Annotated in this window: 21 protein-coding genes and 1 riboswitch; of the genes, 16 read left to right on the forward strand and 5 right to left on the reverse strand. The window is 42.0% G+C overall.

The annotated features are described in order from the left end of the window. Positions 1 to 786: 786 nt before the first annotated feature. Positions 787 to 1,665 (reverse strand): class II fructose-1,6-bisphosphate aldolase, encoded by an 879-nt coding sequence (fba, locus tag EQG49_RS11905; protein ID WP_133364185.1) that lies wholly within the window; start codon positions 1,663 to 1,665, stop codon positions 787 to 789. A gap of 51 nt (positions 1,666 to 1,716) precedes the next feature. Then, positions 1,717 to 2,310 (reverse strand): 5' nucleotidase, NT5C type, encoded by a 594-nt coding sequence (locus EQG49_RS11910; RefSeq protein WP_133364186.1) that lies wholly within the window; start codon positions 2,308 to 2,310, stop codon positions 1,717 to 1,719. Between the two features lie 490 nt (positions 2,311 to 2,800). Between EQG49_RS11910 and EQG49_RS11915 the strand changes: the two genes are divergently transcribed. The 7 genes from EQG49_RS11915 to aspS all read left to right on the forward strand — a co-directional run bounded on the left by EQG49_RS11915 (position 2,801) and on the right by aspS (position 11,609). Further along, the gene (locus EQG49_RS11915; RefSeq protein ID WP_133364187.1) at positions 2,801 to 3,217 is read left to right on the forward strand and encodes a hypothetical protein; all 417 of its coding nucleotides are present in this window, start codon (positions 2,801 to 2,803) and stop codon (positions 3,215 to 3,217) included. A gap of 209 nt (positions 3,218 to 3,426) precedes the next feature. Beyond that, the gene (locus tag EQG49_RS11920; RefSeq protein ID WP_133364188.1) at positions 3,427 to 3,822 is read left to right on the forward strand and encodes a hypothetical protein; all 396 of its coding nucleotides are present in this window, start codon (positions 3,427 to 3,429) and stop codon (positions 3,820 to 3,822) included. Between the two features lie 161 nt (positions 3,823 to 3,983). Further along, on the forward strand, positions 3,984 to 4,637 hold the full coding sequence (locus EQG49_RS11925) for a phosphatidylglycerophosphatase A (RefSeq protein WP_207668554.1): 654 nt from the start codon (positions 3,984 to 3,986) through the stop codon (positions 4,635 to 4,637). A gap of 880 nt (positions 4,638 to 5,517) precedes the next feature. Continuing rightward, positions 5,518 to 6,822 carry an alkaline phosphatase family protein gene (locus tag EQG49_RS11930; protein ID WP_133364189.1) on the forward strand — a complete coding sequence of 435 codons (1,305 nt, stop codon included), beginning with the start codon at positions 5,518 to 5,520 and terminating at the stop codon, positions 6,820 to 6,822. After that, positions 6,823 to 8,085, forward strand: coding sequence for an MFS transporter (locus tag EQG49_RS11935; protein WP_133364190.1), 1,263 nt, complete (start codon positions 6,823 to 6,825; stop codon positions 8,083 to 8,085). 305 nt (positions 8,086 to 8,390) lie between these two features. Next, a complete protein-coding gene (gene hisS, locus EQG49_RS11940; RefSeq protein WP_133364191.1) occupies positions 8,391 to 9,719 on the forward strand; it encodes a histidine--tRNA ligase in 1,329 nt (442 codons plus the stop codon). Between the two features lie 81 nt (positions 9,720 to 9,800). Then, positions 9,801 to 11,609, forward strand: coding sequence for an aspartate--tRNA ligase (gene aspS / locus EQG49_RS11945; RefSeq protein WP_133364192.1), 1,809 nt, complete (start codon positions 9,801 to 9,803; stop codon positions 11,607 to 11,609). A gap of 484 nt (positions 11,610 to 12,093) precedes the next feature. Here the strand turns inward: aspS and EQG49_RS11950 are convergent, their stop codons facing one another. The 3 genes from EQG49_RS11950 to EQG49_RS11960 all read right to left on the reverse strand — a co-directional run bounded on the left by EQG49_RS11950 (position 12,094) and on the right by EQG49_RS11960 (position 14,322). After that, a complete protein-coding gene (locus EQG49_RS11950) occupies positions 12,094 to 13,047 on the reverse strand; it encodes an RNase H family protein (protein ID WP_133364193.1) in 954 nt (317 codons plus the stop codon). 131 nt (positions 13,048 to 13,178) lie between these two features. Further along, complete coding sequence (locus EQG49_RS11955; RefSeq protein ID WP_133364194.1) at positions 13,179 to 13,595, reverse strand: hypothetical protein; 417 nt, start codon at positions 13,593 to 13,595, stop codon at positions 13,179 to 13,181. Further along, entirely contained in the window at positions 13,588 to 14,322 is a 735-nt protein-coding gene (locus EQG49_RS11960) for a helix-turn-helix domain-containing protein (RefSeq protein WP_133364195.1), read from the reverse strand. The genes EQG49_RS11955 and EQG49_RS11960 overlap by 8 nt, the downstream gene beginning before the upstream one ends. 684 nt (positions 14,323 to 15,006) lie before the next feature. Here EQG49_RS11960 and EQG49_RS11965 point away from each other — a divergent pair. From EQG49_RS11965 to EQG49_RS12005, 9 genes are all read left to right on the forward strand, one after another. Continuing rightward, positions 15,007 to 15,348: an ArsR/SmtB family transcription factor gene (locus EQG49_RS11965; RefSeq protein ID WP_133364196.1), complete on the forward strand. Its 342-nt coding sequence runs from the start codon at positions 15,007 to 15,009 to the stop codon at positions 15,346 to 15,348. Further along, positions 15,345 to 16,346, forward strand: coding sequence for an NADP-dependent oxidoreductase (locus EQG49_RS11970; protein ID WP_133364197.1), 1,002 nt, complete (start codon positions 15,345 to 15,347; stop codon positions 16,344 to 16,346). Before EQG49_RS11965 ends, EQG49_RS11970 begins: the two co-directional genes overlap by 4 nt. Positions 16,347 to 16,571: 225 nt before the next feature. Further along, the gene (locus tag EQG49_RS11975) at positions 16,572 to 17,120 is read left to right on the forward strand and encodes a hypothetical protein (RefSeq protein WP_133364198.1); all 549 of its coding nucleotides are present in this window, start codon (positions 16,572 to 16,574) and stop codon (positions 17,118 to 17,120) included. Positions 17,121 to 17,230: 110 nt separating this feature from the next. Beyond that, positions 17,231 to 17,318: riboswitch (TPP riboswitch) on the forward strand. Positions 17,319 to 17,403: 85 nt separating this feature from the next. Beyond that, positions 17,404 to 17,697, forward strand: coding sequence for a thiamine-binding protein (locus EQG49_RS11980; protein WP_133364199.1), 294 nt, complete (start codon positions 17,404 to 17,406; stop codon positions 17,695 to 17,697). A 984-nt stretch (positions 17,698 to 18,681) separates the two neighbouring features. Beyond that, positions 18,682 to 19,350, forward strand: coding sequence for an ATP-binding cassette domain-containing protein (locus tag EQG49_RS11985; RefSeq protein ID WP_133364200.1), 669 nt, complete (start codon positions 18,682 to 18,684; stop codon positions 19,348 to 19,350). Next, positions 19,347 to 20,075, forward strand: coding sequence for a hypothetical protein (locus tag EQG49_RS11990; RefSeq protein WP_133364201.1), 729 nt, complete (start codon positions 19,347 to 19,349; stop codon positions 20,073 to 20,075). The genes EQG49_RS11985 and EQG49_RS11990 overlap by 4 nt, the downstream gene beginning before the upstream one ends. 194 nt (positions 20,076 to 20,269) lie before the next feature. Then, entirely contained in the window at positions 20,270 to 21,247 is a 978-nt protein-coding gene (locus EQG49_RS11995; protein ID WP_133364593.1) for a GMP reductase, read from the forward strand. Positions 21,248 to 21,458: 211 nt separating this feature from the next. Next, positions 21,459 to 21,893, forward strand: coding sequence for a pyridoxamine 5'-phosphate oxidase family protein (locus EQG49_RS12000; RefSeq protein ID WP_133364202.1), 435 nt, complete (start codon positions 21,459 to 21,461; stop codon positions 21,891 to 21,893). A 522-nt stretch (positions 21,894 to 22,415) separates the two neighbouring features. Beyond that, positions 22,416 to 25,946: a DUF6359 domain-containing protein gene (locus EQG49_RS12005; RefSeq protein WP_133364203.1), complete on the forward strand. Its 3,531-nt coding sequence runs from the start codon at positions 22,416 to 22,418 to the stop codon at positions 25,944 to 25,946. The last annotated feature ends 246 nt before the right edge of the window (positions 25,947 to 26,192 follow it).

Consider the following 26,192-nt stretch of genomic DNA (forward strand, 5'->3'; position numbering starts at 1 on the left):
GTGGAATTTATAAAAAGTGATGAGATGTATGATGCCACTGCGTGCCTGAAAATCACATTGTGCACCGAGATGGAAGCACATGCCCAAGCCACGTGCTTATGCCTGAGATACGGCAACGCAAAACATTCCAGCAGTTTGTTTGTAACAAACAACTGAATCTAATCAAAAACCGATTAGATTAGCCTTCCAGGCTGAATGTCTGTCTTGGGCAATTCGGGATAGCTGGCAGTCTAATGGCTAAAGCCAAAAGACTGCTCACATTTGTAGCTACGCTGGACAAATAAGGCCCGGTCGGCTCTACCCCTCAGCGACAAACCCGACACGTGGTGTCAAGTTCGTCCCATCACGGTGTAAAGCCTGCCGGCCACAATGTGATTTTCAGTCACTCCGCTAGATAAGTGTGGAATTATTGATTACCGCTAAACCTACAGCACAGGATTACGGCATATTACTAGTCAGATTGCTTGCTCAAACTAACGAAGAGGCTGGAACCAGGCTGGACTTTAGCTCGCACCGTGATGGCATAATCAGTAACGGGTTTCGTTACTGATTATGGATTTGTGAAGATGGTTGCCGCGTTAGCGAACCAAGCTTCGCAAACATTTGAAGACCGCACTGTGGCTTCAAATGCTTGTCTTCCATCACGGTGTCCAGACTGGTTCCAGCCTCGTAGTGGAAATGGATCTGAGACACATAGCCAAATAACCCCGCAACCATCTGTAATCAGTGGCTACGGGGTTATTTTTTATAGATCAAATTGAGTTAAACAGTATTTGCGGCAGACAGCTATTTATTGGCTGAGCCAAACACATTAATGCGGTCGGTGAGGGCAGTTTCGATGGCTTTGACACCCGGCGCTAAGAATTTACGCGGGTCATAATTTTTACCGATTAAGTCTTTGTCGCTGAGAACAAAATCGCGGGTGGCTTGGTGAAAGGCGAGCTGGGCTTCGGTATTCACGTTGACTTTGGCGACACCGTGTTTGATGGCGACGGCAATTTGCGCATCAGGAACACCGGACGCACCATGTAAAACTAATGGGAAATCGTAACCAACGGCCTCATTAACTGCGGCTGCTAATTTTTCTAAGTGGTCCAAGTTTAAACCAGCCCAATTTTTAGGGTAAACACCATGGATGTTACCGATGCCGGCAGCCAAGAAATCAATCCCGGTTTGCGCCATAATTACGGCTTCGTCAATTGAAGCAATTTCACCTGAGCCGATAATACCGTCTTCTTCACCGCCAATTGTACCAACTTCTGCTTCAACGGAAACCCCAACGGTATGCGCAAATTCAATGATTTTTTGCGTCTTTTCCAAGTTGTCGGCGAAAGTTAAATTTGACCCGTCAAACATCACGGAGGTAAAACCGGCGGCGATGGCTGAAATTGCGGCTTCGTAGTCACCGTGGTCTAAGTGAATCGCAACCGGCACCGTAATATTCATGGCGCTGTCCAAGTTCCTAATTAGTTCAGCGACAGTTTTAAAGCCGCCCATGTATTTGATTGCGCCCATTGATGCAGCGATAATAACAGGTGATTGCTTGGCTTCGGCAGTGCGCAAGATGGCCTGTGTCCATTCTAAATTATTAGTATTGAAGGCACCAACGGCGTAACCATTGGCCCGTGCAGTTTGAACCACTTGTTTTCCTGATACAATTGTCATGTTATTAATCTCCCCTAAAATATAAAAATTGTGTTAAATTAGCGCTTAAGCCTATTCCCAGTGGGCTTTTGCAAAAGTTTCTACTGGTCCTTGCAACTGGAAGCGTGACGCGTTGGCGGCTTCCAAGGCGGCCCGCAAAGTTACATCATGCGCTTGATAATAGTTTGCAGTATCGATGAGCAGTTGGACTAACGTAGATGACCAGGTTAGCTGGGCATCAAAACCATACTGCACCCATGCAGTTCCAAGTGCCGCGTCGTCCCAACCGCTAGCCCCATGATAGGGACGGTCGTCAATTAATATCCCACCATTAGCTTTGGCAAGCGATTTATCATGGGTCATCACGACTTTTTTGTAAAACACGCTGTCTTCCGCCGCTCCAAAATACTGGGTTAACCACAGTATTTTATCGGACCATGCACTTGGGTTCTGCCAAGGCGCCGTTGACAGAATATATAAGTCAAAATGCTCAGCCAGTTGGTTAACCGCACTAATTGCATCAGGGACTGGTGGCAGCGAACGAAAAATGCCCGGGATTTGGTCAGGCTTTGCCACGTTAAAATTTGTTGGATCAGCTGTGTTCAAAATGGATAATGTATCGACTAAGACGTTATCCATATCGAGAAAAAGTTTTGGTTTTATCATACGTACCTCGTTTTATAAAATCATTTTTGTGAGCGCTTTCGTCAAATCAATATACTATCCTACTTGGGCGCTAAGGACAAGTGTTAAATTTAATTGGTATACATAAAGTTATGAAAGCTAGTGAGTTACTGTATAATTTTATAACGTATCATAGATTGGGGATGTTTGTTATGAATGCCTGTATATAAAGGGTTTAGAAGAAGATAAACTGGAAAACAGGCACAATCTAGTGAACGAACTGAATGAAAATAATCACGAAATTAAAATTGGTATAGCTTTAATTTTAAGCGATGATAATGCGAGTAATCAGCAAAAATAATGCGAACACAACGCTTTTTATGTATTGGGTAAACGTTAATTCAGACGCGATGTCAGGTTTTAATTTTTCAGTGGTAGTAATAATGAGTGAATTTACACAGATTATTGGTAAAATTAACTAGTAAGAAAATATTGCGGTTAGTGTGGCAATTTTAAAAAGAGGAATTTAATTATGACGGAACAAGCATATGTACCATTTTTGAATCAAGTCGCAGTTTATGGTGATAATTTGCGGGATGTTGGTGCTTACGTCGTTGAAAAACGTCAACTGACGGATAGTGACATTAAGGAAATTGTTGGCAATATTGGTAAATTAGCGGCGATTGTGTATGAAACATATCGTGTAACCGCTGAAGCAGACCAATTGCAATTGCCCGAATTTGCGGAGGAGGCGGATACACAAGTGATGGCGGATTTCGTGACCGCTTGGAGTAATAGTGTTGCGCTAACGGTTAAAGCAGCGAGTGAATTGAAAGCAACCATGGAACATGCTGAATTAGAAGTAATTTTCAATAAAACGTTTATGGCCACGCGTTTGACGAATGTATTACGTAAGCAAAATGTGGAATTTCTTGAAGCGCATAAATAGTAATGCCGAGGTGCCTGGACAAAATTTGTCCGAGCACCTTTTTGGGCGCAATTACCGCAAACCACAGATACGTGAAAAAACGGTTAGAATGATATAATTTAATTATTAAACAGGATATGAAAAGTTGGGGAAATGGGGAAGAATTTGATTTTCGTTGAGCGCCGAAATTGGGGCTAGTCTGTGGCAGATGAATGAAAGGATGTACACTAATGAATAAAACAACGCACACATTACTTGGAACGGTAGCGGGCATTGTCGTGGGTGGTCTTGGCATGAAATTAGCCATGAATGCCAAAGCAAAAGCTATGCCTGAAGATGTTGAACTAGATTGGAACCATTATCATCAGACCACTGATGGGATGGTTGTAAAAATAAAAGAAGTCGACGGGATTCTCCTAATTCCAGATACTGACTGGATAAAGCGCCAAATGGCTTTTCTGGCGGTAAAACTTGAGGAGTATGATATGGGATTGGAAGACGATCATCCAATGGGTGATATGACGCCTAAGGTTGAACCGGTTACAGGTGTCGAAGTGCTACATCCCTCAGCCAAGTTGCAAGATTTGAAAGCGCCAATTGCTGAAGTTGTTGACACTGCCGAATAAATACGGTCAGTCCTCGCGCTAATATCGAGGGCTTTTTGTGCGGGCTATGCGTACTTACTCAATAACTAAGATATGCTGGATTTTGCGAAGTGTTGATATATGCCCCCGCACAATAGGTGTATACTAAAACTAAACGATGTGAACAGGAGATTAGTGTAGCTATGGCACAAATGGATGAAATTACTCGTACGATTTTGATTCAAGATTTGGGACGTTTAAAGAAGAAATTTTATCACCCAGATTTCCGTGATCTTTATGATGATAAGCGTAACTATCACCACGTTATTCAAATCCTTGAAAACCGTGGCGTAACCATGGAAAGCATTGCCGAATTGGTTTATAACCGGCAAAAAAATTACACAAAAGATTTGTCGATGACGACCGTGACATACATGTTGTATGAAGTTTTGCAAAAGCGGGAAGTACAAAATACGATTATGATGGGCATTGCCATTGATATCGCAACGGAACAAGGTGCCTTTGCCTTTGATGAAGACTTAAATAATCAGTTAGTAAATGATAAAGGAACTTTTGGTTTGGATGAAGTGCTCGCAGAAAGCATTAGCCATACTTCAGGTAGTATTGGTCTTTCGAACGCCTATGGTTTGGATATTGCCAAGCAAGGAATCATCGCAAAATTAAATGATGAACAGGGTACTGAACGCAATGGTGTGAAAGTATCAAACACGTTCATTGACGATTTGGTTGCACATATTGCCGGTGCAACAATGGCGCGCATTGCCCATAAGTACCAAACAATTACCGATATGATTGAAGATTTGGAATTATCTGAAGAAGCATACGATGCATTGTAAATGAAAAAGTGCGACAAAAAATCTGAGGTCAATTAAGTGTTTGATTGCTTAGGATTGCAGTATTTTGTTGCGGATGAAAAGCTTGATTTCGATATTAGGAATCGAGCTTTTTGATTTAGGCGGAATTCAGGCTATATATATTCTGACGTGGAATTTATAAAATGGGATGAGATGTATGATGCCACTGCGTGACTGAAAATCACTCCGCTAGATAAGCGTGGAATTACTGATTACCGCGAAACCTGCAGCGACAAGGATTACGGCATAGTACTAGTCAGATTGCCTGCTCAAACTAACGAAGAGGCTGGTTCCAGACACGTAGTGGGAATCAATCTGAGACACATATCCAAATTTCACGCTAGAAAAAAACTTAGCCTATTTATTCTAACGTGGGCTTATCGTTTCTATACATTTCAATTATCGAATTACTGAGGTTCTATTATCAGTGTTGTTTTCCATACTGCTACGTCCTGTGGTTGGTAACTTTGTTTGATAGTTTGAGAATTATCACTAACTAACGGAGTGGCGGCAAATTACTTGGCGGGCGCAGCCTTTACACCGCGACTGGGGGAATATGTGTGTAGCACATATTTCCGCTGAGGATAAGATGAGGAGTCTTAGGAATTTATTCCTTAGAGTCCCAGCTTGTCCGAACCGCCCAAGACCGCACTTTGGCTTGGGAGGCCGCTTCCAGCGTGGTGCGCCAAGTAATTTACTGGCACGCAGTGGTCAATGTTATTCAATTCCACGTCAGACGGAATCGAGCTGAAATTCATCGCACGGTTGTATTTTACGCAACCGAAAGAATATAATTGAATAACTTCAATAAACTGAAAAAAGGGGATTTCTACCACACAAGTAGGATGTGATAACGAAAAATATGACAAAGACAAATAATCGCTTAGTTGTTGTGTCCTTCGATGCCATGGGGGCTGAAGATATCGCGGAGCATTTAGATTTGATGCCAAATGTGGCGCAGCTAATTGAACAAGGGACGCATGTGCAAAAAGTAACGGGTATTTATCCGACATTGACATATCCATCGCACACCACGATTGGTACAGGGGTCTATCCCAATCGGCACGGAATTATCAATAATACAAAAGTCCAACCAGAGCGTGGGGACGCACCTGACTGGTATTGGTATGCCAAGGATATTAAGGTACCTACAATTTTTGATCTCGCACACAAAGCTGGTTTGAAATCAGCCGCATTCCTTTGGCCAGTGCAAGCCAAAGCGCCGATCAATTGGAACATCGCCGAGATTTTTCCGAATCGAATTTGGACGAATCAATATCTCGTCTCGTTTTCAGCGAGTTCACCTTACTTTGCCTTTGACATGAATCGGCGGTTTGGCCATTTGCGTAATGGTATCCAACAACCAAACTTGGATGATTTCATTACCGCCGCGGCAGTAGATACGTTGATAAAAAAGCAACCGGATTTGACGGCAATTCACTTGGTTGATATGGATTCGCATCGGCACAAGTATGGCGTGCGTTCAGCAGAAGCCTATGCAGCCTTAGCACGCTTAGATCACCGTTTAGGGGAATTGATTGAAGCCACAAAAACCGCCGGAACGTATGCGCATACGAATTTCATCGTACTTGGTGATCACTTCCAGATTGACGTTCATAGCATGATTCATTTTAATCAATTATTTGAAGCCAAAGGGTGGTTGACTCAAGATGCCAAGCAGCACATCGCAAAAGATTGGCGCGTAATGGCGAAAACGACTGATGGCTCAACTTACGTTTATGTCCGTGATGCAACGTTAATTGCCGAAGTTAAGGCAGCAATTTCATCGCTTGAGGGAATTGAGATGGTAAAGTCGCCGGCTGAATTGGAGGCGTGGCACGTTAATGAACAAGCAACGTTAATGGTTGAAGCGCAAAATGGGTATTATTTCACCGATGAACTTAACCGCCCGGCAGTTGTTGAAACGGTTAACCGCGATGATATTTCAGAACCTGATCGGTATCGCGCAGTTCATGGATTTTATCCGGCAAAACCAGATTACCAAACGACGCTCGTATTGGCAGGGCCAGATGTGGCACACACAATCATTCCGGCAGCAAAGCTAGTTGATGAAGCACCAACGATGGCGGCATTGCTTGGGTTACACTTTGAAAATCAATTAGATGGGCATGCCCTGACCGAAGCGTTAAAAACGGAGGACAATTAATTGGCAAAAAATTCGACAAAATTGACCAAGCAAGAAAAATCTTGGATATTGTACGATTGGGCTAATTCAGGTTATGGGATTATCGTTGTAACGGCGGTTTTGCCAATTTGGTTGGTTGCGGTTGGTAAAAATGCTGGCTACTCGACCGCTGATACAACGGCATTTTGGTCATATGCCAATTCACTCTCAACGTTTCTAGTCGCAATTGCCGCACCAATTTTAGGTGCGCTGGCGGATTACGCGGGTTTCAAGCAAAGGCTGTTCACGATATTTACGACATTAGGGATTGTCGGAACAGCTGGTTTAGCATTGGTGCCCAACAATAAGATGTGGTGGTTGTTATTTGTTTTCATGATTGCCAATATTGGTTACAGTGCGGCAAATATTTTTTATGACGCATTTATAACTGATGTGACGACCGATGAGCGGATGGATCGCGTTTCAAGTAATGGTTACGGTTTTGGTTACTTGGGTGGTGTCATTCCGTTTCTGATTTTTTACGCACTGCGTGGCTTTATGAGTACGACGGCCGGCGTGATGTTTGGTTTTGTTCTAGCCGCAGCATGGTGGTTAGTCTGGACGGTGCCGATGTGGCGCAATGTTAAGCAAGCCAACTATTTACCGCTACCTGCACATCCGATTCAAGAAGCAGGTAGTCGGATTGTGAAAACGGTCAGTCACATTGCCCAATATCCTGAAATTGCCTGGTTCTTGTTGGCGTATTTCTTCTATATTGATGGGGTTAACACGATTTTTACCGAAGCATCGCTTTTCGGGAAAGCTGTCGGGATTGATACGACGACGCTATTAACGGTTTTACTAGCTGTCCAATTAATTGCCTTTCCATTCTCAATTTTATACGGGCGTTTGGCGAAAAAATTCAATACCCGTAATGTGTTGATTGGTGGCATTATTGTGTATGTCGGAATTGCGTTATATGCGTTATTTATTGAAAATGCGGCAGAATTTTGGGTGTTGGCAATTCTAGTGGGAACCTCACAAGGTGGGGTGCAAGCTTTGAGTCGCGCTTACTTTGGCCGTTTGGTGCCCAAGGATCATGCTAGTGAATTCTTTGGTTTCTACAATATTTTTGGCAAATTTTCAGCGATTCTCGGACCAGTCCTGTTTGGGGCAGTAGCGCAATTAACTGGTCGTGTGCAATTAGCGGCTGGTTCGTTAATTATTTTGTTTGGGCTTGGCTTAGGAATCTTCTTAGCGCTACCACGACTAGTCTCGAAGGTTCAAGCTAAGCAACCGTATTAGGTTTGATCACAAGCGAACATTCTGCTTGCAAATACGGGTTAAATCGACTATATTTATCTAGAACAATATTGACTGATGACAAAGAAGAGTACGGTAACTTTAGTTCAGAAAGTCGGCGGATGCTGTGAGCCGATCTAGAAAAACCTGAAAGACACTTTAGAGGTCCAGCTTAGCTGCGTTTCCCGCGTTAAGGGATGAGAACCAATTAAGGTGGTACCGTGCTCTTGAGCGCCCTTATTAGCATTTATTTGCTAGTAGGGGCGTTTTTTTCGTTTTTGCATTCGTAAAATAGAAAGGTGTTAAAGATGGCTAAACAATCATTCCAAAAACCAAAAGGTACTGCAGATTTACTACCAGGTGAAAGTGAAAAATGGCACTACGTTGAAGAAACTGCGCGTCTGCTTTTCTCTGATTACCAATACCATGAAATTCGCACGCCATTATTTGAAAGCTTTGAAGTTTTCTCACGTTCAGCGGGGGATACTTCTGACGTTGTTACCAAAGAAATGTACGATTTCCACGATAAGGGTGACCGGCACGTTGCTTTGCGTCCTGAAGGTACAGCCGGAGTTGTGCGCGCATACGTTGAAAACAAATTATATGCACCAGAACAAGCCAAGCCTTACAAAGCGTTCTACATTGGACCGATGTTCCGTTACGAACGTCCACAAGCAGGCCGGATGCGTCAATTCCACCAAATCGGGGTTGAAGCTTTTGGGGCCGATTCAGCGGCTTTGGATGCTGAAGTGATTGCAATGGCGGTTGATTTCTTCCAAACGCTTGGTTTAACAACTTTGAAAGTGGCAATCAACTCACTTGGGGATGCCGAAACTCGCGCTAATTACCGCCAAGCATTGATTGACTTCCTAGAACCACACTTTGATGAATTGAGTGATGATTCAAAGGAACGTTTACACAAGAACCCATTGCGTGTCTTGGATTCTAAAGATGAAAAAGACCAAGAATTTGTTGCCGATGCACCATCAATTTTGGATTACTTAACTGATGACGCAAAAGCGCACTGGGAAAAGCTCCAAACAATGTTAGATGCCTTGGGAATTGATTATGAAATCGACTCATCGATGGTGCGTGGCTTGGATTACTACAACCACACAATTTTTGAAATTATGACGAATTCAAAAGCACTTGGCCGTGGCTGGACTACGATTTCTGGTGGTGGTCGTTATAACGGGATGGTCGAAGAATTTGGTGGCCCCGAAACTTCAGGAATCGGCTTTGGTATCGGACTTGAACGTTTGATGCTCTTGCTCGAAAATGAAGACGCACCATTGCCAGATGTTGATCCACTTGATTTCTACGTTGTTAATATTGGCGAAGAAACGGACGTTGAAGCGTTGAAGCTTGTTCAAGGAATTCGTTCATATGGTTATTCAGCTGAACGCGACTATCTTGACCGCAAGCCAAAAGCGCAATTTAAGTCAGCTGACCGCTTGAACGCGCGTTACGTAATTACGATTGGACCAGAAGAATTGGCCAATCAAACGGCTAACTTGAAGAATTTGGCAAATGGTGAAGAAGTTAAAATCACCTTGGCGCAAGTTTATACAGAATTACCAGATTTAGTGGATGATGGCGGCGACCAATTGGTTGAAGTTGAAATTGTTGAAGATTAAATAAAAATTTTTACGTGCACGTTAAGCAAAAGGAAGTCATTTGGGCTTCGTTAAAGTAAATGAAATTATGAGGGATAAATTATGAAACGGACCACATATGCCGGTTTAGTTGACGAATCATTCGTTGGCCAAGAAGTAGTTTTGAAGGGTTGGGTACAAAAGCGTCGTGACTTAGGAGCATTGATTTTTATCTCATTGCGTGATCGCGAAGGAATCGTTCAATTAGTATTCTCTGAAGAATTCAGTGCGGATGCCTTGAAGGTTGCCGATGAAATGCGTTCAGAATACGTCATCGAAATTCACGGGATGGTGAAGGCACGTGACGCCAAGGCAATCAATGCTGATATGAAGACGGGTAAAATCGAAGTTGAAGTTCACGAAGCTTCAATTTTAGCTGAAGCCAAGACGACGCCATTTGAAATTGTTGATGGAGTTGAAGCTTCTGATGATTTACGTTTGAAGTATCGTTACCTTGATTTGCGTCGTCCAGAAATGCAACGCAACTTGAAGATTCGTTCAAAAGTAACAAAGGCCACGCACGATTTCTTGGATGAAGAGGGTTTCTTCGATATTGAAACGCCATACTTGGCTAAATCAACGCCAGAAGGTGCCCGTGATTACTTGGTACCTTCACGGGTTTACCCAGGTTCATTCTATGCATTGCCACAATCACCACAATTATTTAAACAATTGTTGATGGGTGCCGGCTTTGATCGTTACTATCAAGTGGCACGCGCCTTCCGTGATGAAGACTTACGTGGTGACCGCCAACCAGAATTTACGCAACTTGATGTGGAAATGTCATTCATGGATCAAGAAGAAATCCAAGAACTCGTCGGTGCATGGGTTGCACGGATTATGAAGGATGCCATCGATGTTGATGTGCAACCAGAAGATTTCCCAGTGTTGGATTGGGCAGAATCAATGGCACGTTTTGGTACCGACAAGCCCGACTTGCGTATCGCTTACGAACTTAAAGATATCTCACCAATTGCCGCTAAATCAGCCTTTGGCGTGTTCAGTGGTACAATCGAAAACGGCGGGGTTGTAAAGGGGATTGCTGTCCCTGGTGGTGCCGACAACTATTCACGTAAAGACCTCGACAAGTTGACCCAATACATCGAACGTTTCGGTGCCAAGGGACTTGCATGGGTGAAGGTGACTGATGATGGTTTCAACGGACCGGTGGCCAAATTCTTGAACGACCAGCACGATGAAATTGTCGCTGCGATGGACGCTAAAGTTGGTGACATCTTGCTTTTCGTTGCGGCCAAGGAAAAAGTTGTTGCTGGTGCATTGGATTACTTGCGTCGTCAAACGGCAGCTGACCTCAACTTGATTGATGAAAACAAGTGGGCATTTGCCTGGGTTGTGAACTGGCCATTGTTTGAATACCAAGAAGAAGACGATCGTTGGATTGCGGCCCACCACCCATTCACGATGCCTAACGTTGAAGATTTACACTTCTTGGACGAAGGCGAAGACCCACACCAAGCGCACGCACAATCATATGATTTGGTCTTGAATGGTTACGAACTTGGTTCTGGTTCAATCCGTATCCACACAATGGACGTCCAAGAAAAAATGCTGAAGGCCCTTGGCTTCACTAACGAAGCAGCGCACGAAGCATTCGGTTTCTTGTTGGATGCCATGGAATTTGGATTCCCACCATTGGGCGGAATCGCCCTTGGACTTGATCGCTTGGCAATGCTCTTGGCTGGTCAAGAAAACATCCGTGAAGTGATTGCGTTCCCTAAGAATGCCTCTGCAAAGGACGTTATGAGCGATGCGCCACAACCAGTTGCTAAACAACAAATTGTGACAGATCTTGGTTTGACAGCACCAGTTTACGCTGAAAATGCTGGTCAACCTAATATGGCTGAAGAATAAAAATATTAATTAGGGCTCAACATTGTTTTTTGAAATGTTGAGCTTTTTTTGCGGTCTATTTCGTCTGACGTGGAATTGAATAAATTTGGCCACTGCGTGTCGGTAGTTAGGAATAATGTAACTAGCGAAAGTAGTTACCAATCACAGGCTGAAGTAGCATGAAAAAACCACTGACAATAGAACTCAGTAATTGGATGATTGAAAGGTACAGAAACGACAATCCCGCGCTAGAAAAAATAACCATTTTTATTTGAATTTGTTTTGTTAATTGAGGGCGGGTTCGGTAAAAAATATCGGGTTAGTAAAAGCATTGTGCGATGCGGGCAGATATTTTTATGACTACTAACTTTGATCTTTTGAAATTGGACACAGCTTGAACAGCAGGCATGTACGTTAATAAGCCGAATCTCTACCTTGCTAAGATAAGGAGAAATTCGGCTTATTTTGTAGGCTGGACAATTTATGTCCCAGCCCCAATCGGTATTCACTTTGCGATGATTCTTTCGCCAGATCTCAATAATGTCGCATATTTGTTCAAATTATCATGAACAAATTTGTTGCGAGGGTTTTCGTGTGACGTAACTTTCATCCAGCGGACACTTGAAAAGAGTTGCAACAATTCATAAAGTTCAGCCCATAGTTCTTTATTGGTAATATTGGGACGTGGGGATGTGTTGTACCAATCATCAAGCTGAAATGTGTTCACGCGCGTAATGAAATCTAGGCGATCGGTACAAATGGTTAAATTTTTGTGCCGCTTGTTGACAGGAATGGCGTTCAACCCAGCAATGATTGCTAGTAGTTCTTGCGTTGTGGAATTCGGTTCATATGATGCGGTAATTTCTACATCGCGTGCGATACCATCCATTAACATATAGCCTAAAATGCCAATTCCTTTTTCGCTCGAGTCACCATTTGAACCTTTACCGTCCGTGATAAGGAAGATAGTATTTGGGTTTGGACTTGGAATAGCTTCAGCTTGCGCTAAATCCGCTACGAATGGTTGCGATTTGATTTGCAACTCTTTGGCGTTTGCAATGCGTACTGAAGGCCGGAGCGAATGAAGCAAGGTGGTCGCTTTATGCATGAATTGCTTAAAGTTATTACGTTTTTTCTTATCACGTACGGTTAATTCATTTACATCAGCAATCATTGGTGATGCAGTTTCTTTAATTGGTTGCGATTTAGTCTCATTCACCACTGCATGACCAGCGGCATCGCGCTTGATATTCGATTTGAAATTCGCGGACTTAACATACGTTGTAATCTGCTTATCAAGCCAAAGTTGAGCTTCTTTTTTAGTATCAAAACTAACTTGGGTTGCAAATGAACGCCCCACTATCCAAGCATTGCTAGGGGTTGGTAGTTCGTTTCTTTCGAATATGCCCTCGTGAGTTCCGTTAAATATTGCCATCCAATGTTTCTTTTTAGTGACCATGCCAAGCTCCTTCGTTTATTATTTCTGGAAATTATCGCTATCAGCAAATATACAAAGTAAATCAAAAACTAGCGTTCGAAAAAAATTTAGGAAAGGGGAAGGTTAGTAATAATCTAAATTAATTAATTGCCTTAGTTGCTAAGATTATCTTGGTACTTTTTTAATTTATTGTACAAATTGCTATAGTCGTTAATGGAAACTAAAACAGTATCTTTAGTTTCGTCTGCCGGGTCGCTTATTAAAATGGGGGAGCCATCTTTGATGCGATTCATCACTTCAGCGAGATTTTCCGCCAAAAATTCAGGAGAGAATAGACGCCCGCCACCCCATGCTAGTTTTTCAAAGGTTCCATCTGACTTCAGCAAAGTTTTTTCTGGAAGTTGAAGGGCAGTAGGACCGGCCAGAAGCAGATTATGAACAGAAGATTCAAGCGCTTGCTCAATGGTTAGGTGCACACTTTCGGCATATGCGCTAACGATTGCGTATTGATCTTCTGTGAATTCGACAGTTAGTGTTGTTATTTGTTCGCTTTTGTTGTTATTAGTCATTTTTCTCCTCATATTTCTTTGAGAGGGCGTGTATACGATTTTCTTCGTCTTGCATCAGCTGACACAATTTTTCTACAAATGCATCGTATGTTCTGATTTTAAAGGTTTTACGCCAAACTTCCGATGAAATATAAAATGTGGCATTCCTTTGGTATAGGTAAAATAGAAACTTGCACGCAGTATCACAGTCAACAAGTCCTGTTGAACGGAGGTCGAAACTGTAAATATAATTAAGACAATCGGTTGGGAAGAAGCTTGTTTTAAATGTATCAAATACTGTTTCTCCTTTTTGAATCCAAAAAGTACCGCCAAGTGGACTATAGCCGATTGTGATTTTTTCATTTATGAGAATGTCATGATATGGGTGGTATTTGGTTACTTTGTTTAGAACTTCTTTAAAATCAAGGGGATTAACAATGCCATTTGCACGCTGCTCTTTATAAAGGTTCACATATTTATTTGAGTAAATGAGAGCGTCATCTTCAATGTTGTGTTTGTAAATAATTGGCAAATAGCCATTTTGTGGTATCAATATTTTTTCACGAATCTCCTCGGAGCTAACATTGGTAATTTCGGGCAGTTTGAAAAGTACATTATCTGGGATCGGTGTTTTACCATTTTCCATCCTACTGTATTGTACGCGAGAATAATTGAGTAACTCTGACATTTGATCTGATGTGAGATGCGCAGCAACTCTGGCATTTTTAATAAAAGTTGTTTTTTTCATAATTTCCTCCGACTACATTTAACTTTATCGCAAATTACCAATGATGTCTGTAACATGAATTTGATGCCTTTGGATGCTTAACGATTGCTGTTATACCAACGTTTGATGCATATTATGAGCCACATTTTAGCAAATGTTGTAGTCAACCAAACGATGATGTTTCAATTATTTATGCCCGAGTTATATGAGTGGGGGCGGTTGGAAGTGATAACTTATTCAGCCGTCATGTGCCCCGGATTGTCATGGATAATAGTTTGTCAGGTAGTCGTGAAACTTGAAGATGCGCTGCAGTAACTAGTGTTTGATACCACAAGTATACAATAAAGAACGAGCCAATGCGAATTTTTGTTCTTGTGCGATGATACTTTTTAAAAAGCGATGTTGAATCCCGCTTTGGATTTATTAATATTTAAGAATGAGCAAGTCACGCTCGATACTGCATTGGCAACAACAGGCGAATAGGGGTCTATACCGGACTTGTAGTAAGCAATTTTAGTGAAGTATTACAGCTGTTTGGGGGGATACTAATGAACTTAACTGAGTTGCGGTCAGTATTTAAGCCTGCGCACACTACGCCGGATGTTAAGCCTAAATGTAAAGTTTATACGAACCTAAATTAGCTATGAAAATGGCGCTTGCTTCGATATGATAAGTTCATGAGTTTAAACGAACAAGAGGGTTGAAATGAACGAAAAACAAGCACTAGCCTTGCAGGAATTTAACCGCGCAAGTGAGTTGTTCAGCGTCTTGGCTGAACCAACGCGCCAACAAATAATTGTTTTATTAGGAATTGAGCATGCCGGGCTCAATGTGAAGCAGATTACCGCCGAAATGCGCTTATCACGGCCAGCGGTTTCACACCACTTGAAGGAATTAAGTCGGGTGGGAATGATTCAAGCAACTAAAAAAGGTACGGAAAATATTTATCAACTAAAACTGACTGAATCGTTAAATCAATTTGAATATTTAATTGATGTCATTCGGGAGTCGTGTAAGAGCGCAATTGCAGAAGAGGAAACATTATGAAAGCACAACTAATTCGCCGTTATGGCAAAAATGAAAAAGTCATTATTAATGAAGTCGCCATGCCGATTGTTGGCGACAATGACGTTCTAGTTGCCATCAAAGCCGCCAGTGTTAATCCTGTCGATTTTAAAACACGCAACGGTATGACCAAAGGTATCATGAAAATCGCCTTCCCAATGACGATGGGGAATGATTTTGCTGGGGAAGTAACCGCAGTTGGGGCACAAGTTACGCAGTTTAAACTTGGTGATCGGGTTTATGGGCGACCACGGACGACGCGCACTGGAACATATGCAGAATACATCGCGGTTAATGAGGCGGAACTTGCATTGATGCCCACTAACTTGAGTTTTGAAGAAGCCGCCTCGATTCCATTAGTTGGTTTGACTTCATATCAAGCGCTGACCGAACAACTAAACATTCAAGCGGGTGATAAATTATTTATTCCCAGTGGTGCCGGTGGTGTTGGTACAATCGCCATTCAAATCGCCCATCTGTTGGGTGCCCGCGTCGCAACAACTGCCAGCGAAAAATCAATGGCGACGCTAGCTCCATTTAATCCAGAAGTGGTGATTGACTACCGGAAACAAGATTTTAGTGAAGTGCTGCACGATTATGATGCCATCTATGATACTCGGGGTGGTGATGACTTAGTCAAAAGTGTCAAAATTTTAGCGCCACATAAAGCTGTCGCAACGGTGGCGGGAATGCCTGATCGCAAATGGGCGCAAGCTGCCAAGCTCCCACTCAGCAAGCAGCTAATGATTGGGGCAATGAGTCGGAAAGCCACGCAAGCTGCTAAAAAAGCCCAAGCGGAGTATAAATTTTTCTTCATGCGCCCAAGTGGTGAGCAACTAGCTCAATTAACCACGTGGCTTGAAGCCGGCAAGATTGTGCCAGTAATCGACCGCGTTTTTGATTTCGCCGATGCCCAAGCCGCACTAGATTACGTCGAAGCAGGGCATGCACATGGTAAAGTGATTATTAAAATTAATTAGCAATACGAGGCCGTGGAGATAACGTAATCGACCCTTGTGCAAAGATAGTCCTGATTTTACCTTAGCTTTTTGTGAGGTAGAAATCAGGGCTATTAACGTGAGTTCACACGAATAAAAAGCAAACATGTTCAGTGTGACATTGGTAACGGCACGCAAATAGGTCTACAATGAACTTATAGTAAGCAATTTTAGTGAAGCATTACAGCTATTTCGGGGGAAATACTAATGAACTTAACTGAAGCGAATATTTCAATGCAAACGCTTTTTGAGCAACTGGAAAAGCGCCGTTTAAATCCCAAATATTATCAAGGCATCGCATTTCACGATAACAGTGCCATTGCAATTACACTTGCAGAATACTTTACGCCAAAATATTTGTACGTTGCCAAGCATATGAATAATTTTTCAAAATTACAACGTGGTTTCTCAACGGTAAACACAATGCTTGTTGTTCTGATTGGGTTGGGGGCGATTCATCAAGTGTTGCCAGCAATAATAGTTGGCATTGTGCTATTGGGGAGTGAATATATCTATCGTATGGGACTACTGGTAACCCGTAATTCCAAGACGCCACTGAGTTACCACGAATTCAATTTATTGTTACAACATTATGATGAGTATCAGCAATTATCAGACGAAGCGATGGTTTCAACTTTAGCTAACGAACTACTGGAAGCAAACAAGCAACAGCGGAGCTTCCAAAAAACGGAAATTATCCGAAATAATATGGCGCGCCATACTAAAAGCATGGTTTCGCGCTACGACAAAATTTAAAGATTACGAATATTTGTTGATAAGAAAGATTAATGTCGCTGAGACTATGCGGTGGTATTTTTGCTAGATTCACATTTTTGTCTGTTAATTGTATGTTATGATACACTCGTAACATATATCTGGGGTGCCACTCGGCTGAGATAATACCCATTGAACCTGGTGGCTAAAACCGGCGTAGGAAGATATTAGCGAATTTATGTTAATTTGAACTTGGTTCAATGAGAGTTTTGAGTTTGGTGGTCGCTTTTTATTGTTACAAAATAAATGAAGCGGGGATTATCATATGAATTCAAGTATTGCGATCCAAATTTTGCCAATTGTGGAAGATAAGAACGAAGTGATTCGGATTGTCGATGAAGTGATTGCTTATATTGATGGCACGGGAGTAAATTACCAAGTGGGGGCATTTGAAACGACGCTCGAAGGTGATTACGATCAACTGATGGATATTTTGAAAAACATTCCACTAGTTGGTACCAAGGCCGGCGCTGACTCAGTTATGACTTATGTAAAAATTAATTATCAAGCAGCCGGTGATGTCTTAACAATCGCCAAAAAGACCGACAAATATCGTTAATGCGAGACAACCCGCGACCTTAATTGGTTGCGGTTTTTTTAGGAGTAAATACTGGAATGTTAGAGGCTCAATTACGTCTGACTTGGAATTTATAAAATGTGACGAGATGTATGATGCCACTGCGTGCCTGAAAATCACATTGTGCACCGAAATGGAAGCACATGCCCAAGCTGCTTGCTTATGCCTGCGAACCGGTAACGCAAAACATCCCAGCATTTTGTTGCACAAAATACTGAATCTAATCCTAACGCGATTAGATTAGCCTTGCAGGCTGGATGTCTGTCTTGGGCAATTCGGGATAGCTGGCAGTCTAATGGCTAAAGCCAAAAGACTGCTCACATTTGTAGCTACGCTGGACAAATAAGGTCCGGTCGGCTCTACCCTCAGCGACAAACTCGACACGTGGTGTCACGTCCCATTTCGGTGTAAAGTCTGCCGGCCACAAAGTGATTTTCAGTCACTCCGCTAGATAAACGTGGAATTATTGATTGCCACTAAACTGGTAGCGCCAAGGATTACAGCATATTACTAGTCAGACTGCCTGCTCAAACTAACGAAGAGACTGGTTCCAGACACGTAGTGGGAATCAATCTGAGACACACATCCAAATTCCGCGCTAGAAAAATTTTAACCAAAATATGACGCAGTTCAATTCCATGGTGTCGTTGGGATTGAACTTTTTTGATTATCTTCAAGTTTTTCTAATTGTGTGGTTGTTTTTATAAATCCGAAAATTGAAAAATATAAGGTAAACCGGTGAAATTGTCAAAGCCGTAAAAACAACTATTTTTCTTGAATAGGCGTTTTTGTTCTTAAGAAGAAAATAGACCGTTCAGCGGTTGCGACTTTATAGCGTTAAGAAAGAATAATGCGGTTTAAGAAAATGTGAATCTAACGCCAATAAAAGGGTTAATATGTCCTTAAAAATGGGATTGAGAATTAATGTTTTCCAGCTAAGGCCATTGTTGGATAGAGGAGGGGCAAATGATTGAAATACAAAGTGTATCAAAAATTTTTGGCGATAAAAAAATTTTGAATAACTTTTCAATGAATATTGGTGCAAATGAAATAGTTGGAATTGTGGCGCCAAATGGAACGGGAAAGTCAGTACTTCTTGAGCTTATTATTGGAAAACTAAAACCGAACCAAGGTAGCATCTCGGTGTCTAATGAAGTGACGCACAATATATATTATCAACCGCAGTCGGACAATTACCCGGAAAACATGAAAGTTAAAGAGGTTTTGAAGTTGTATGAGAACGTTTATGCATTGCATTATGACAAAAATATTTTTAACGACTATATAAATCAATACGGTTTAAGTGAGTTACTAGATAAAAATGTGACGCAGCTTTCTGGTGGTCAACAGCGTAAATTAGGAATCGTATTAAGTTTATTATCGAATGCGAGTCTGTTAGTCCTTGATGAACCGAGTGCGGGGGTTGACCGAATTAGTATTAATACATTTCGTGTAGATTTAAAAAAAGTGAAGGGGTCGGTAATAATGACGTCGCATAATTCAGAAGATTTGTTAATATTATGCGATAAGTTGTTCTTTTTGAGGGATGGTCAAAGTGTAAAAGTGTTAACTAGTTCGCAGTTCACGCATTTTAATGAGGAGTATGACAAATTGTATGGGGGTGCCGATTTATGATACCAACTCTTGTTCGATTGGAATTCAATAAGGTGGTACGTAATCGCCGTTTTTTAATTTTTACGATTGTGATTCCGACTTTGTTTTACGTTGGCTTGAAAATTTCTATGGGGCGAATTAACGGTTTTTCTACGGATTATTTGTTTTATATCTGTGTAATGTATGGCATGTTGGGCAACAATATCGTGACAATGAGCACACGCATTGCGAAAGAAAAAAACTTTTTCTTCAATTTGTATAAAACGACGACGTTTAATATTGTTCAAAATACAGTAGTGCAATTCATGACGCAGGCAATTTTAAATATGATTGTTAGTTGCTTGTTAGCTATAGTCGGCACATTATTTTTGAACTTAACATTAAATTTACATTTGTTGTTGAACTGGTTCTTGGTTTACTTATTTTGCAACGTTTTCGTTTTTATTGGGGTTTTATGTGGATATGTGTTTGATTCAGTTTCTTTACAAACAATTACGAATCCCTTGTATATGGTTATTGTATTACTGAGTATGCCTGGCGGATTAGTTGCTATGTTGCCTGATTTTGTCCGCGATACTTACAATGTTTTTCCCGGGCATTTGTTGTGGCTCTTAGTAGAGCAAGTAGGTGAAAGTGAATTTTCATTCGTCACATTTTCTGAGTTGATTGGATACTTGGTAGCAATTTGTGTGGTAGCATCGGTCTTTCTAGTACTACGGCAAAAACAAGCGATGAGTAGAACATGAAATTTGATAAATGAAAGGTCGTAAATTCAGACTTATTAAACCATATAAACTATTTATTAATGAAACCCTATCATTTTCCGCTAATGTTCGTTAAAATAGTTATATAAAGTAAAAGCGTTCATTAATGTTCGCTTTTAACTGATAAAACAATCAAGTAATGAAAAATATGGGGATGATTAGCAATGAATAATGCAATGAGTGTGTTTGATTACGAAGATGTCCAATTGATTCCAAACAAGTGTATTATCGAAAGTCGTTCGCAAGCGGAAACGTCAATCGAATTTGGGCCACGGACGTTCAAGTTGCCAGTTGTGCCAGCCAATATGCAAACGGTGATTGATGAAGCATTGGCTGAGCATTTGGCGAGTGAGGGATATTTCTATGTAATGCACCGTTTCAATCCAGCGGGGCGGTATGATTTTACGGTCGACATGCAAGCGAAAGGGTTGTTTGCCTCAATTAGCTTAGGCGTTAAGGCAGATGATCGTGAGTTGGTTGAAAAATTTGCAGCGAACGGTATTACGCCTGAATATATCACGATTGATATTGCGCATGGACACTCAGAATCAGTGATGGCGATGATTCAATTCATTAAAATTAACTTGCCTGAAACGTTTGTCATTGCGGGTAATGTTGCGACGCCAGAAGCAGTTCGTGATTTAGAAAATGCGGGGGCTGATGCGACCAAGGTGGGAGTTGGCCCAGGAAAGGCTTGTATCACTAAGCTGAAAACCGGCTTTGGGACAGGTGGCTGGCAATTGGCAGCACTGCGTCTTTGTGCAAAGGCAGCGAGAAAACCAATCGTGACGGATGGTGGAATTCGTTACAATGGTGATATTACCAAGTCAATTCGTTTTGGCGCAGACATGGTGATGATTGGTTCGTTGTTTGCGGGGCATGATGAAACCCCTGGTGAAATCGTGGAAAAAGACGGCGAAAAATTCAAGACGTATTTTGGTTCCGCATCACAATTTCAAAAGGGTGAATATAAAAACGTCGAAGGTAAGAAGCTGTTTGTGCCATATCGTGGTTCGATTGATAGCACCTTGCGTGAAATGCGCGAAGATTTACAATCATCAATTTCGTACGCCGGTGGTCGCGAGTTATTAGATTTACGGCAAGTTGACTATGTGATCGTTAAAAATTCAATTATTAATGGTGATAGTTACTAGTATACGTGTTCTGAGACTGCCTGATTTCGGTTAGACGGTTTTTGGCATGGGTGTAACTAAGCGACTTAGTTCAGGTGCGAAAATAAACTGCAAAATAATGAAAACGGTTTCTTCACATAATATTCCGAAATAAATCCTTGCTTCGAGTGGGTGTTAATCGTTATTATTAAATTAATCACATAAACTAATCTGACCCACGAGAGGACTGAATATGGCTACTGCAGAAGAACTATTTGAAGCATACTTCACTAATAATGCGAATCACACGTTGGCATTGGCAACCGCAACTGCGGATGGCGTGCCCAATATTCGTCACATTTTTTATGCACCAAATCCAGAACAAATGAACCAATTTTACATTGCGACGATTCACACTTCACCCAAAAACCATGAATTTGAGGACAATGATAAGGTTTCGTTCATTACACCAGTTAAGGAAGATGGCGTTGGGTATGTTGCGTCAAATTCAGCGGTCATTAAGAAGTCAGCTAAACAATTTTCTGAGATTGAACCACTTTTGGCGGCCCGTTTGCCTGAAGGGTTCCAATTTAAGGGTAACGATGATGCGATGAACGTGTATGAAATTACATTTGCATCAGCGAAAGTTTCAGATCGGAACGGCGCTCAATTTCTGGAATTTGCTTAAGCGAACAGATATAAATTAAAAATAAGAAATGCTGGTGTCGGATAATAATCCGATGCCAGTTTTTTGCGTACAACTGAAAATAATAAAAATTTGGTTTTTATGACTAAAACACGAACGATAAGAACGTTCGCTTCTGTATTGTTCTGTTTGATATAAAAACTTAAATTAAAGATAACACGATTAAAAGGCTATACGAGTGTCTTTTGAATAACTTTTGCACGCTTTTGAGAAATGTGTACAAAATTAATCGTTGTCTAATGTTCGGTTAATGTGCTATATTATTTCTACAAACGAAAGAAGATTTCACGCATGTGCGGTCAATGTTCGCGGGTTTTTGGTTCAGAATTGCAGATAAATAAGCATGTTTCGGCTTTTTGTCTATTAGTTGTAAATGCATGGAGTAAATGTTTTACCGTTTTAATACGATTTCTTGATAGTTACGGAGTAATACAACCTGATAATCTATGAGGCGTCGGGTTCTTAATAATCTAAATTCAAACATAAGGATATGGGATATTTATAATGCAAACTGGTAAGAAGAGTAATTGGCGTCATGTGTTAGGCACAACTGCTGCTTTAACGATTTTACTTGGTGGCTATGCAACACCAATTGTGGGGACTGCAACAACAGCTGTTTATGCGGCTGACGTACCAGCGCCAACATCAGCGACCGCAGCAATTTCGGTTAGCGATTTCATCAATCAAGCCAAAAACGCAACATTAGGCACGACTTACACGATTACTGGCTACATTATCGGCTCATCAGCTTCAGCAACTGGATTGAACGCAACAACGAAAGCTGTCGCTTCAAATATTGCGCTGGCTGACAGTCCTGATGAAACAAATATTAAAGAAAACGTGATTCCAATTGCGCTCCAAGCGGGCTCAGACGCACGGACAAACTTCAATGTCTTAGATCACCCTGAGTTGGTTGGCACAAAGGTAACGGTGACGGTCACTTCAGGTTCAAAGGGCTTCACATATTTCAGCACAGTTGGGATTCCGGCTGATGCGACGGTGACAGTGACCGCAGGTGGCGACACGCCAGCAGTGGTGCAACCATCAACGCCATCGACACCAGCAACACCGACCGACGCAGCTGAGCTAGGGAACATCGCGATTGCGGATGCTCGTAAGCTAACTGACAAAGCCCAAGCGGCAACGATTACCGGAACGGTCGTTGGTGTACCAGGGAGTTGGGGCGGTAAAGCCTTCTACGTTCAAGACGGAACTGCCGGCATTTACGTCTACACAACGACGGATTACAAGTTAAATGATGGCGATAAAGTTACTCTACATGGGCACGTTGAAGTTTATAACGGTACATTGGAATTCATGCCTGATAAGGCTACTAAAGCCACGGAACTTGGTACTGTAATCAAGGGCGAAACGCTTGATTTGGGCGACGCAACTAAAACTAACGTGAATGCGTCTGGCCAACAATCATTGGTTAACTTGAGTGCTGTGACAATTTCTGATGTGGCGACGTATGATACGTATGGTTCAGTTGGCTTTACTGCCACTGACAAAGCCGGCAAATCAATTTACGTACAATTAGACAATCGGACCGGCTCATCAATTGACGATTTCAGCACTTTTTATAAAAATGGTGATGAAGTTAATTTGACGGGTGTCCTTGAAACGTTCAAAAATGCACCGGAATTACGATTGCGTAATTTGCAAGATATCCAATTCATGGATGCGACCAAACGTCCCGCTGAACTCGCCGCACCTAAGCTGATTGCTGACATCCAAGGTGCTGGTCAAACTAGTCCATATTCTGGCAAAACATTGCGCGGCGTGACGGGAGTTGTGACGTATCTTGATGGCACGACGAAGCTTTACATCCAAGATGCTGATAAGGATGCCGATCAAGACGACAGCACTTCAAACGGAATTATGGTAAAAGTTGCTTCAAATAAAGACTTTAAGCCGGGGGATGTTGTTTCCGTTGATGGGACTGTGAAAGAAACTTACGAGGCTGGTTATGATGATAAAGCGACAACTGATTTAACGGTAACTGAAATTATTAATGCAACTGCAACTAAAACTGGTGATACAAAACCGGTACCTGCACCAGTTGTCCTCGATAAAGATCGCCAAATTCCCACGGCGACATTTGGCTTGGCTGGTCCTGGATTTAACACAAAAGCATATGAACCAGACGCCAAGAAGTACGCGATTGATTTTTGGGAAGCTGTTGAAGGGATGCGGGTTGAAGTTGATAATCCAGTTGCAGTTGGACCAACCAAAAATGGTGACACGTACACATTGCCTGAAAGCAAGTGGGACGAATACAAATTTGATAATAAGTTGACGAAAAAGGGTGGTGTACTCCTTACTAAGAATGATTCACACCCCGAATTAATTCAAATCGAGTCAACTAAATCAACCACATTTAACCAAGGTCAAATGATTAGCAACAAAGTGATTGGGGTTGGTTACTACTCATACGGTTCATACAAAATTTCAGCGCAAGCCACTGATCTTAAACCAGTTACAACGAAGCTTGATGTACAACCAGAAACAACTTATATTGCTAAAGATGATAGTAAGTTGACGGTGGCATCTTATAATATTGAAAATTTCTCAGCCGCAACTAAGACACCACAATCACAAGTGGACAAGGAAGCAGCGCATATCGTTAATAATTTGAAGACGCCGGATGTGATTAATTTGATGGAAATTCAAGATGACAATGGTGAAACTGATGACGGTAATGTGAGTGCGACTAAGACGCTCCAACGTCTAGTAGATGCGATCAAAGCAGCCGGTGGGCCAGAATATAAATTCTTGAACATCGATCCCGTCAACAACAAAGATGGTGGTGCACCTGGGGCCAACATTCGCCCAGCGATGCTTTACAATCCAGCACGTGTGCAATTACGTGATGGCGCAGTTGCGGGCACAACTAATCAAGCTGAAGATATCACGACTGATGGTCATTTGAAATACAATCCCGGTCGTATTTTATTCTCAGGCAACCTTGGTGATGGTACGCGGAAGCCGCTGGCCGCTGAATTCACTTTCAAGGGGCAAGATGTGATTGTGGTTGCGGATCACTTGAATTCAAAGACTGGCGACGAACCAACATTTGGTAAAAATCAACCAGCCCAACAACCTTCGGAAGTTAAGCGGGTTCAATTGGCAACACAAATTAACGATGTCTTGAGCAAAGCTGCTGCGGCGAAGACAAACGTTATTATGACTGGTGATATGAATGATTACGATTTTTCAGATGCCGCAACGGCGCTTGAAGGATCAAGTATGACGGATTTGGTTAAACATTACGATATTACCGATCGCTCATCATACATTTTTGATGGTAACGAACAAGTCCTTGATCATGTTTTCTTATCGAACAATTTAGTTGATTCGGCAGATAAATCAAAGGGTGATTACCAATTCGACATGGTGCACGTTAACTCGCCATTTGCGGATCAAGCATCTGATCATGATCCTGTACTTGTCCAAGTTGATTTGGCTAAGGCAGCCGATGCGACGTTGTCAACCGATACTACAACACCAGACACACCAGCAAAGGGTGATGACACTGCTAACTCAAATACGGATGCCACAATACCAGACACGACCACAAAAACGGATGCCGATGCAAATGTTTTCTCAGCGTTTGACAAAATCGTGGCCGGTTTGAACGATAAGATTGATGCATTGAGCAAGCAAGTTACGAGTTTGACTGACAAACTTGTGGGTTACTTCAAACAACCCCAAGCGCCAAAGAAAACACCCGCACCTAAGCCTGCTCCAACGGCGAAAACACCAACTAAGAAGGTCGTTAAGCCAAGCGTCAAGAAAGTGGTTGCTAAGCGAAACACCAAGAAAATTGCCGGTGTTACAACTAAGGGCGCAAAAGTCACGGTATACAGTGCGCAAGGCAAGAAATTGGCAACAACGAAAGCCAATACCAAGGGCAAGTTCACGCTTAAATTGAAGCACAAGATTACGAAGAAGGCTAAATTTAAATTGGTTATCAAGAACACCAAAGCAAACGGTGCGTTGACATTAACCAAAGCGATTAGGGCTACTAAGTAATAAGTATTCTGTGACAGTATTTGTTTGGAATATGGGAATTAATGCTCTATTTCGTCTGACATGGGATTGAATAAAATTGGCCACTGCGTGCCAGTAAATTACTTGGCGCACCACGCTGGAAGCGGCCTCCCAAGCCAAAGTGCGGTCTTGAGAGGTTCGGACAAGCTGGGCTTCTAAGGAATAAATTCCTAAGAAGCCTCATCTTATCCTCAGCGGCGACATGTGTTGCACACATCTCACCCCAGT

It is taken from the genome of Periweissella cryptocerci (assembly GCF_004358325.1).
GTDB lineage: Bacteria > Bacillota > Bacilli > Lactobacillales > Lactobacillaceae > Periweissella > Periweissella cryptocerci.

Bases quoted from the DNA above. Each gene is read 5' to 3' on its own strand.
- fba (WP_133364185.1), bottom strand. From the start codon at position 1,665: ATGACAATTGTATCAGGAAAACAAGTGGTTCAAACTGCACGGGCCAAT.
- EQG49_RS11910 (WP_133364186.1), bottom strand. From the start codon at position 2,310: ATGATAAAACCAAAACTTTTTCTCGATATGGATAACGTCTTAGTCGAT.
- EQG49_RS11915 (WP_133364187.1), top strand. From the start codon at position 2,801: ATGACGGAACAAGCATATGTACCATTTTTGAATCAAGTCGCAGTTTAT.
- EQG49_RS11920 (WP_133364188.1), top strand. From the start codon at position 3,427: ATGAATAAAACAACGCACACATTACTTGGAACGGTAGCGGGCATTGTC.
- EQG49_RS11925 (WP_207668554.1), top strand. From the start codon at position 3,984: ATGGCACAAATGGATGAAATTACTCGTACGATTTTGATTCAAGATTTG.
- EQG49_RS11930 (WP_133364189.1), top strand. From the start codon at position 5,518: ATGACAAAGACAAATAATCGCTTAGTTGTTGTGTCCTTCGATGCCATG.
- hisS (WP_133364191.1), top strand. From the start codon at position 8,391: ATGGCTAAACAATCATTCCAAAAACCAAAAGGTACTGCAGATTTACTA.
- aspS (WP_133364192.1), top strand. From the start codon at position 9,801: ATGAAACGGACCACATATGCCGGTTTAGTTGACGAATCATTCGTTGGC.
- EQG49_RS11950 (WP_133364193.1), bottom strand. From the start codon at position 13,047: ATGGTCACTAAAAAGAAACATTGGATGGCAATATTTAACGGAACTCAC.
- EQG49_RS11955 (WP_133364194.1), bottom strand. From the start codon at position 13,595: ATGACTAATAACAACAAAAGCGAACAAATAACAACACTAACTGTCGAA.
- EQG49_RS11960 (WP_133364195.1), bottom strand. From the start codon at position 14,322: ATGAAAAAAACAACTTTTATTAAAAATGCCAGAGTTGCTGCGCATCTC.
- EQG49_RS11965 (WP_133364196.1), top strand. From the start codon at position 15,007: ATGAACGAAAAACAAGCACTAGCCTTGCAGGAATTTAACCGCGCAAGT.
- EQG49_RS11970 (WP_133364197.1), top strand. From the start codon at position 15,345: ATGAAAGCACAACTAATTCGCCGTTATGGCAAAAATGAAAAAGTCATT.
- EQG49_RS11975 (WP_133364198.1), top strand. From the start codon at position 16,572: ATGAACTTAACTGAAGCGAATATTTCAATGCAAACGCTTTTTGAGCAA.
- EQG49_RS11980 (WP_133364199.1), top strand. From the start codon at position 17,404: ATGAATTCAAGTATTGCGATCCAAATTTTGCCAATTGTGGAAGATAAG.
- EQG49_RS11985 (WP_133364200.1), top strand. From the start codon at position 18,682: ATGATTGAAATACAAAGTGTATCAAAAATTTTTGGCGATAAAAAAATT.
- EQG49_RS11990 (WP_133364201.1), top strand. From the start codon at position 19,347: ATGATACCAACTCTTGTTCGATTGGAATTCAATAAGGTGGTACGTAAT.
- EQG49_RS11995 (WP_133364593.1), top strand. From the start codon at position 20,270: ATGAGTGTGTTTGATTACGAAGATGTCCAATTGATTCCAAACAAGTGT.
- EQG49_RS12000 (WP_133364202.1), top strand. From the start codon at position 21,459: ATGGCTACTGCAGAAGAACTATTTGAAGCATACTTCACTAATAATGCG.
- EQG49_RS12005 (WP_133364203.1), top strand. From the start codon at position 22,416: ATGCAAACTGGTAAGAAGAGTAATTGGCGTCATGTGTTAGGCACAACT.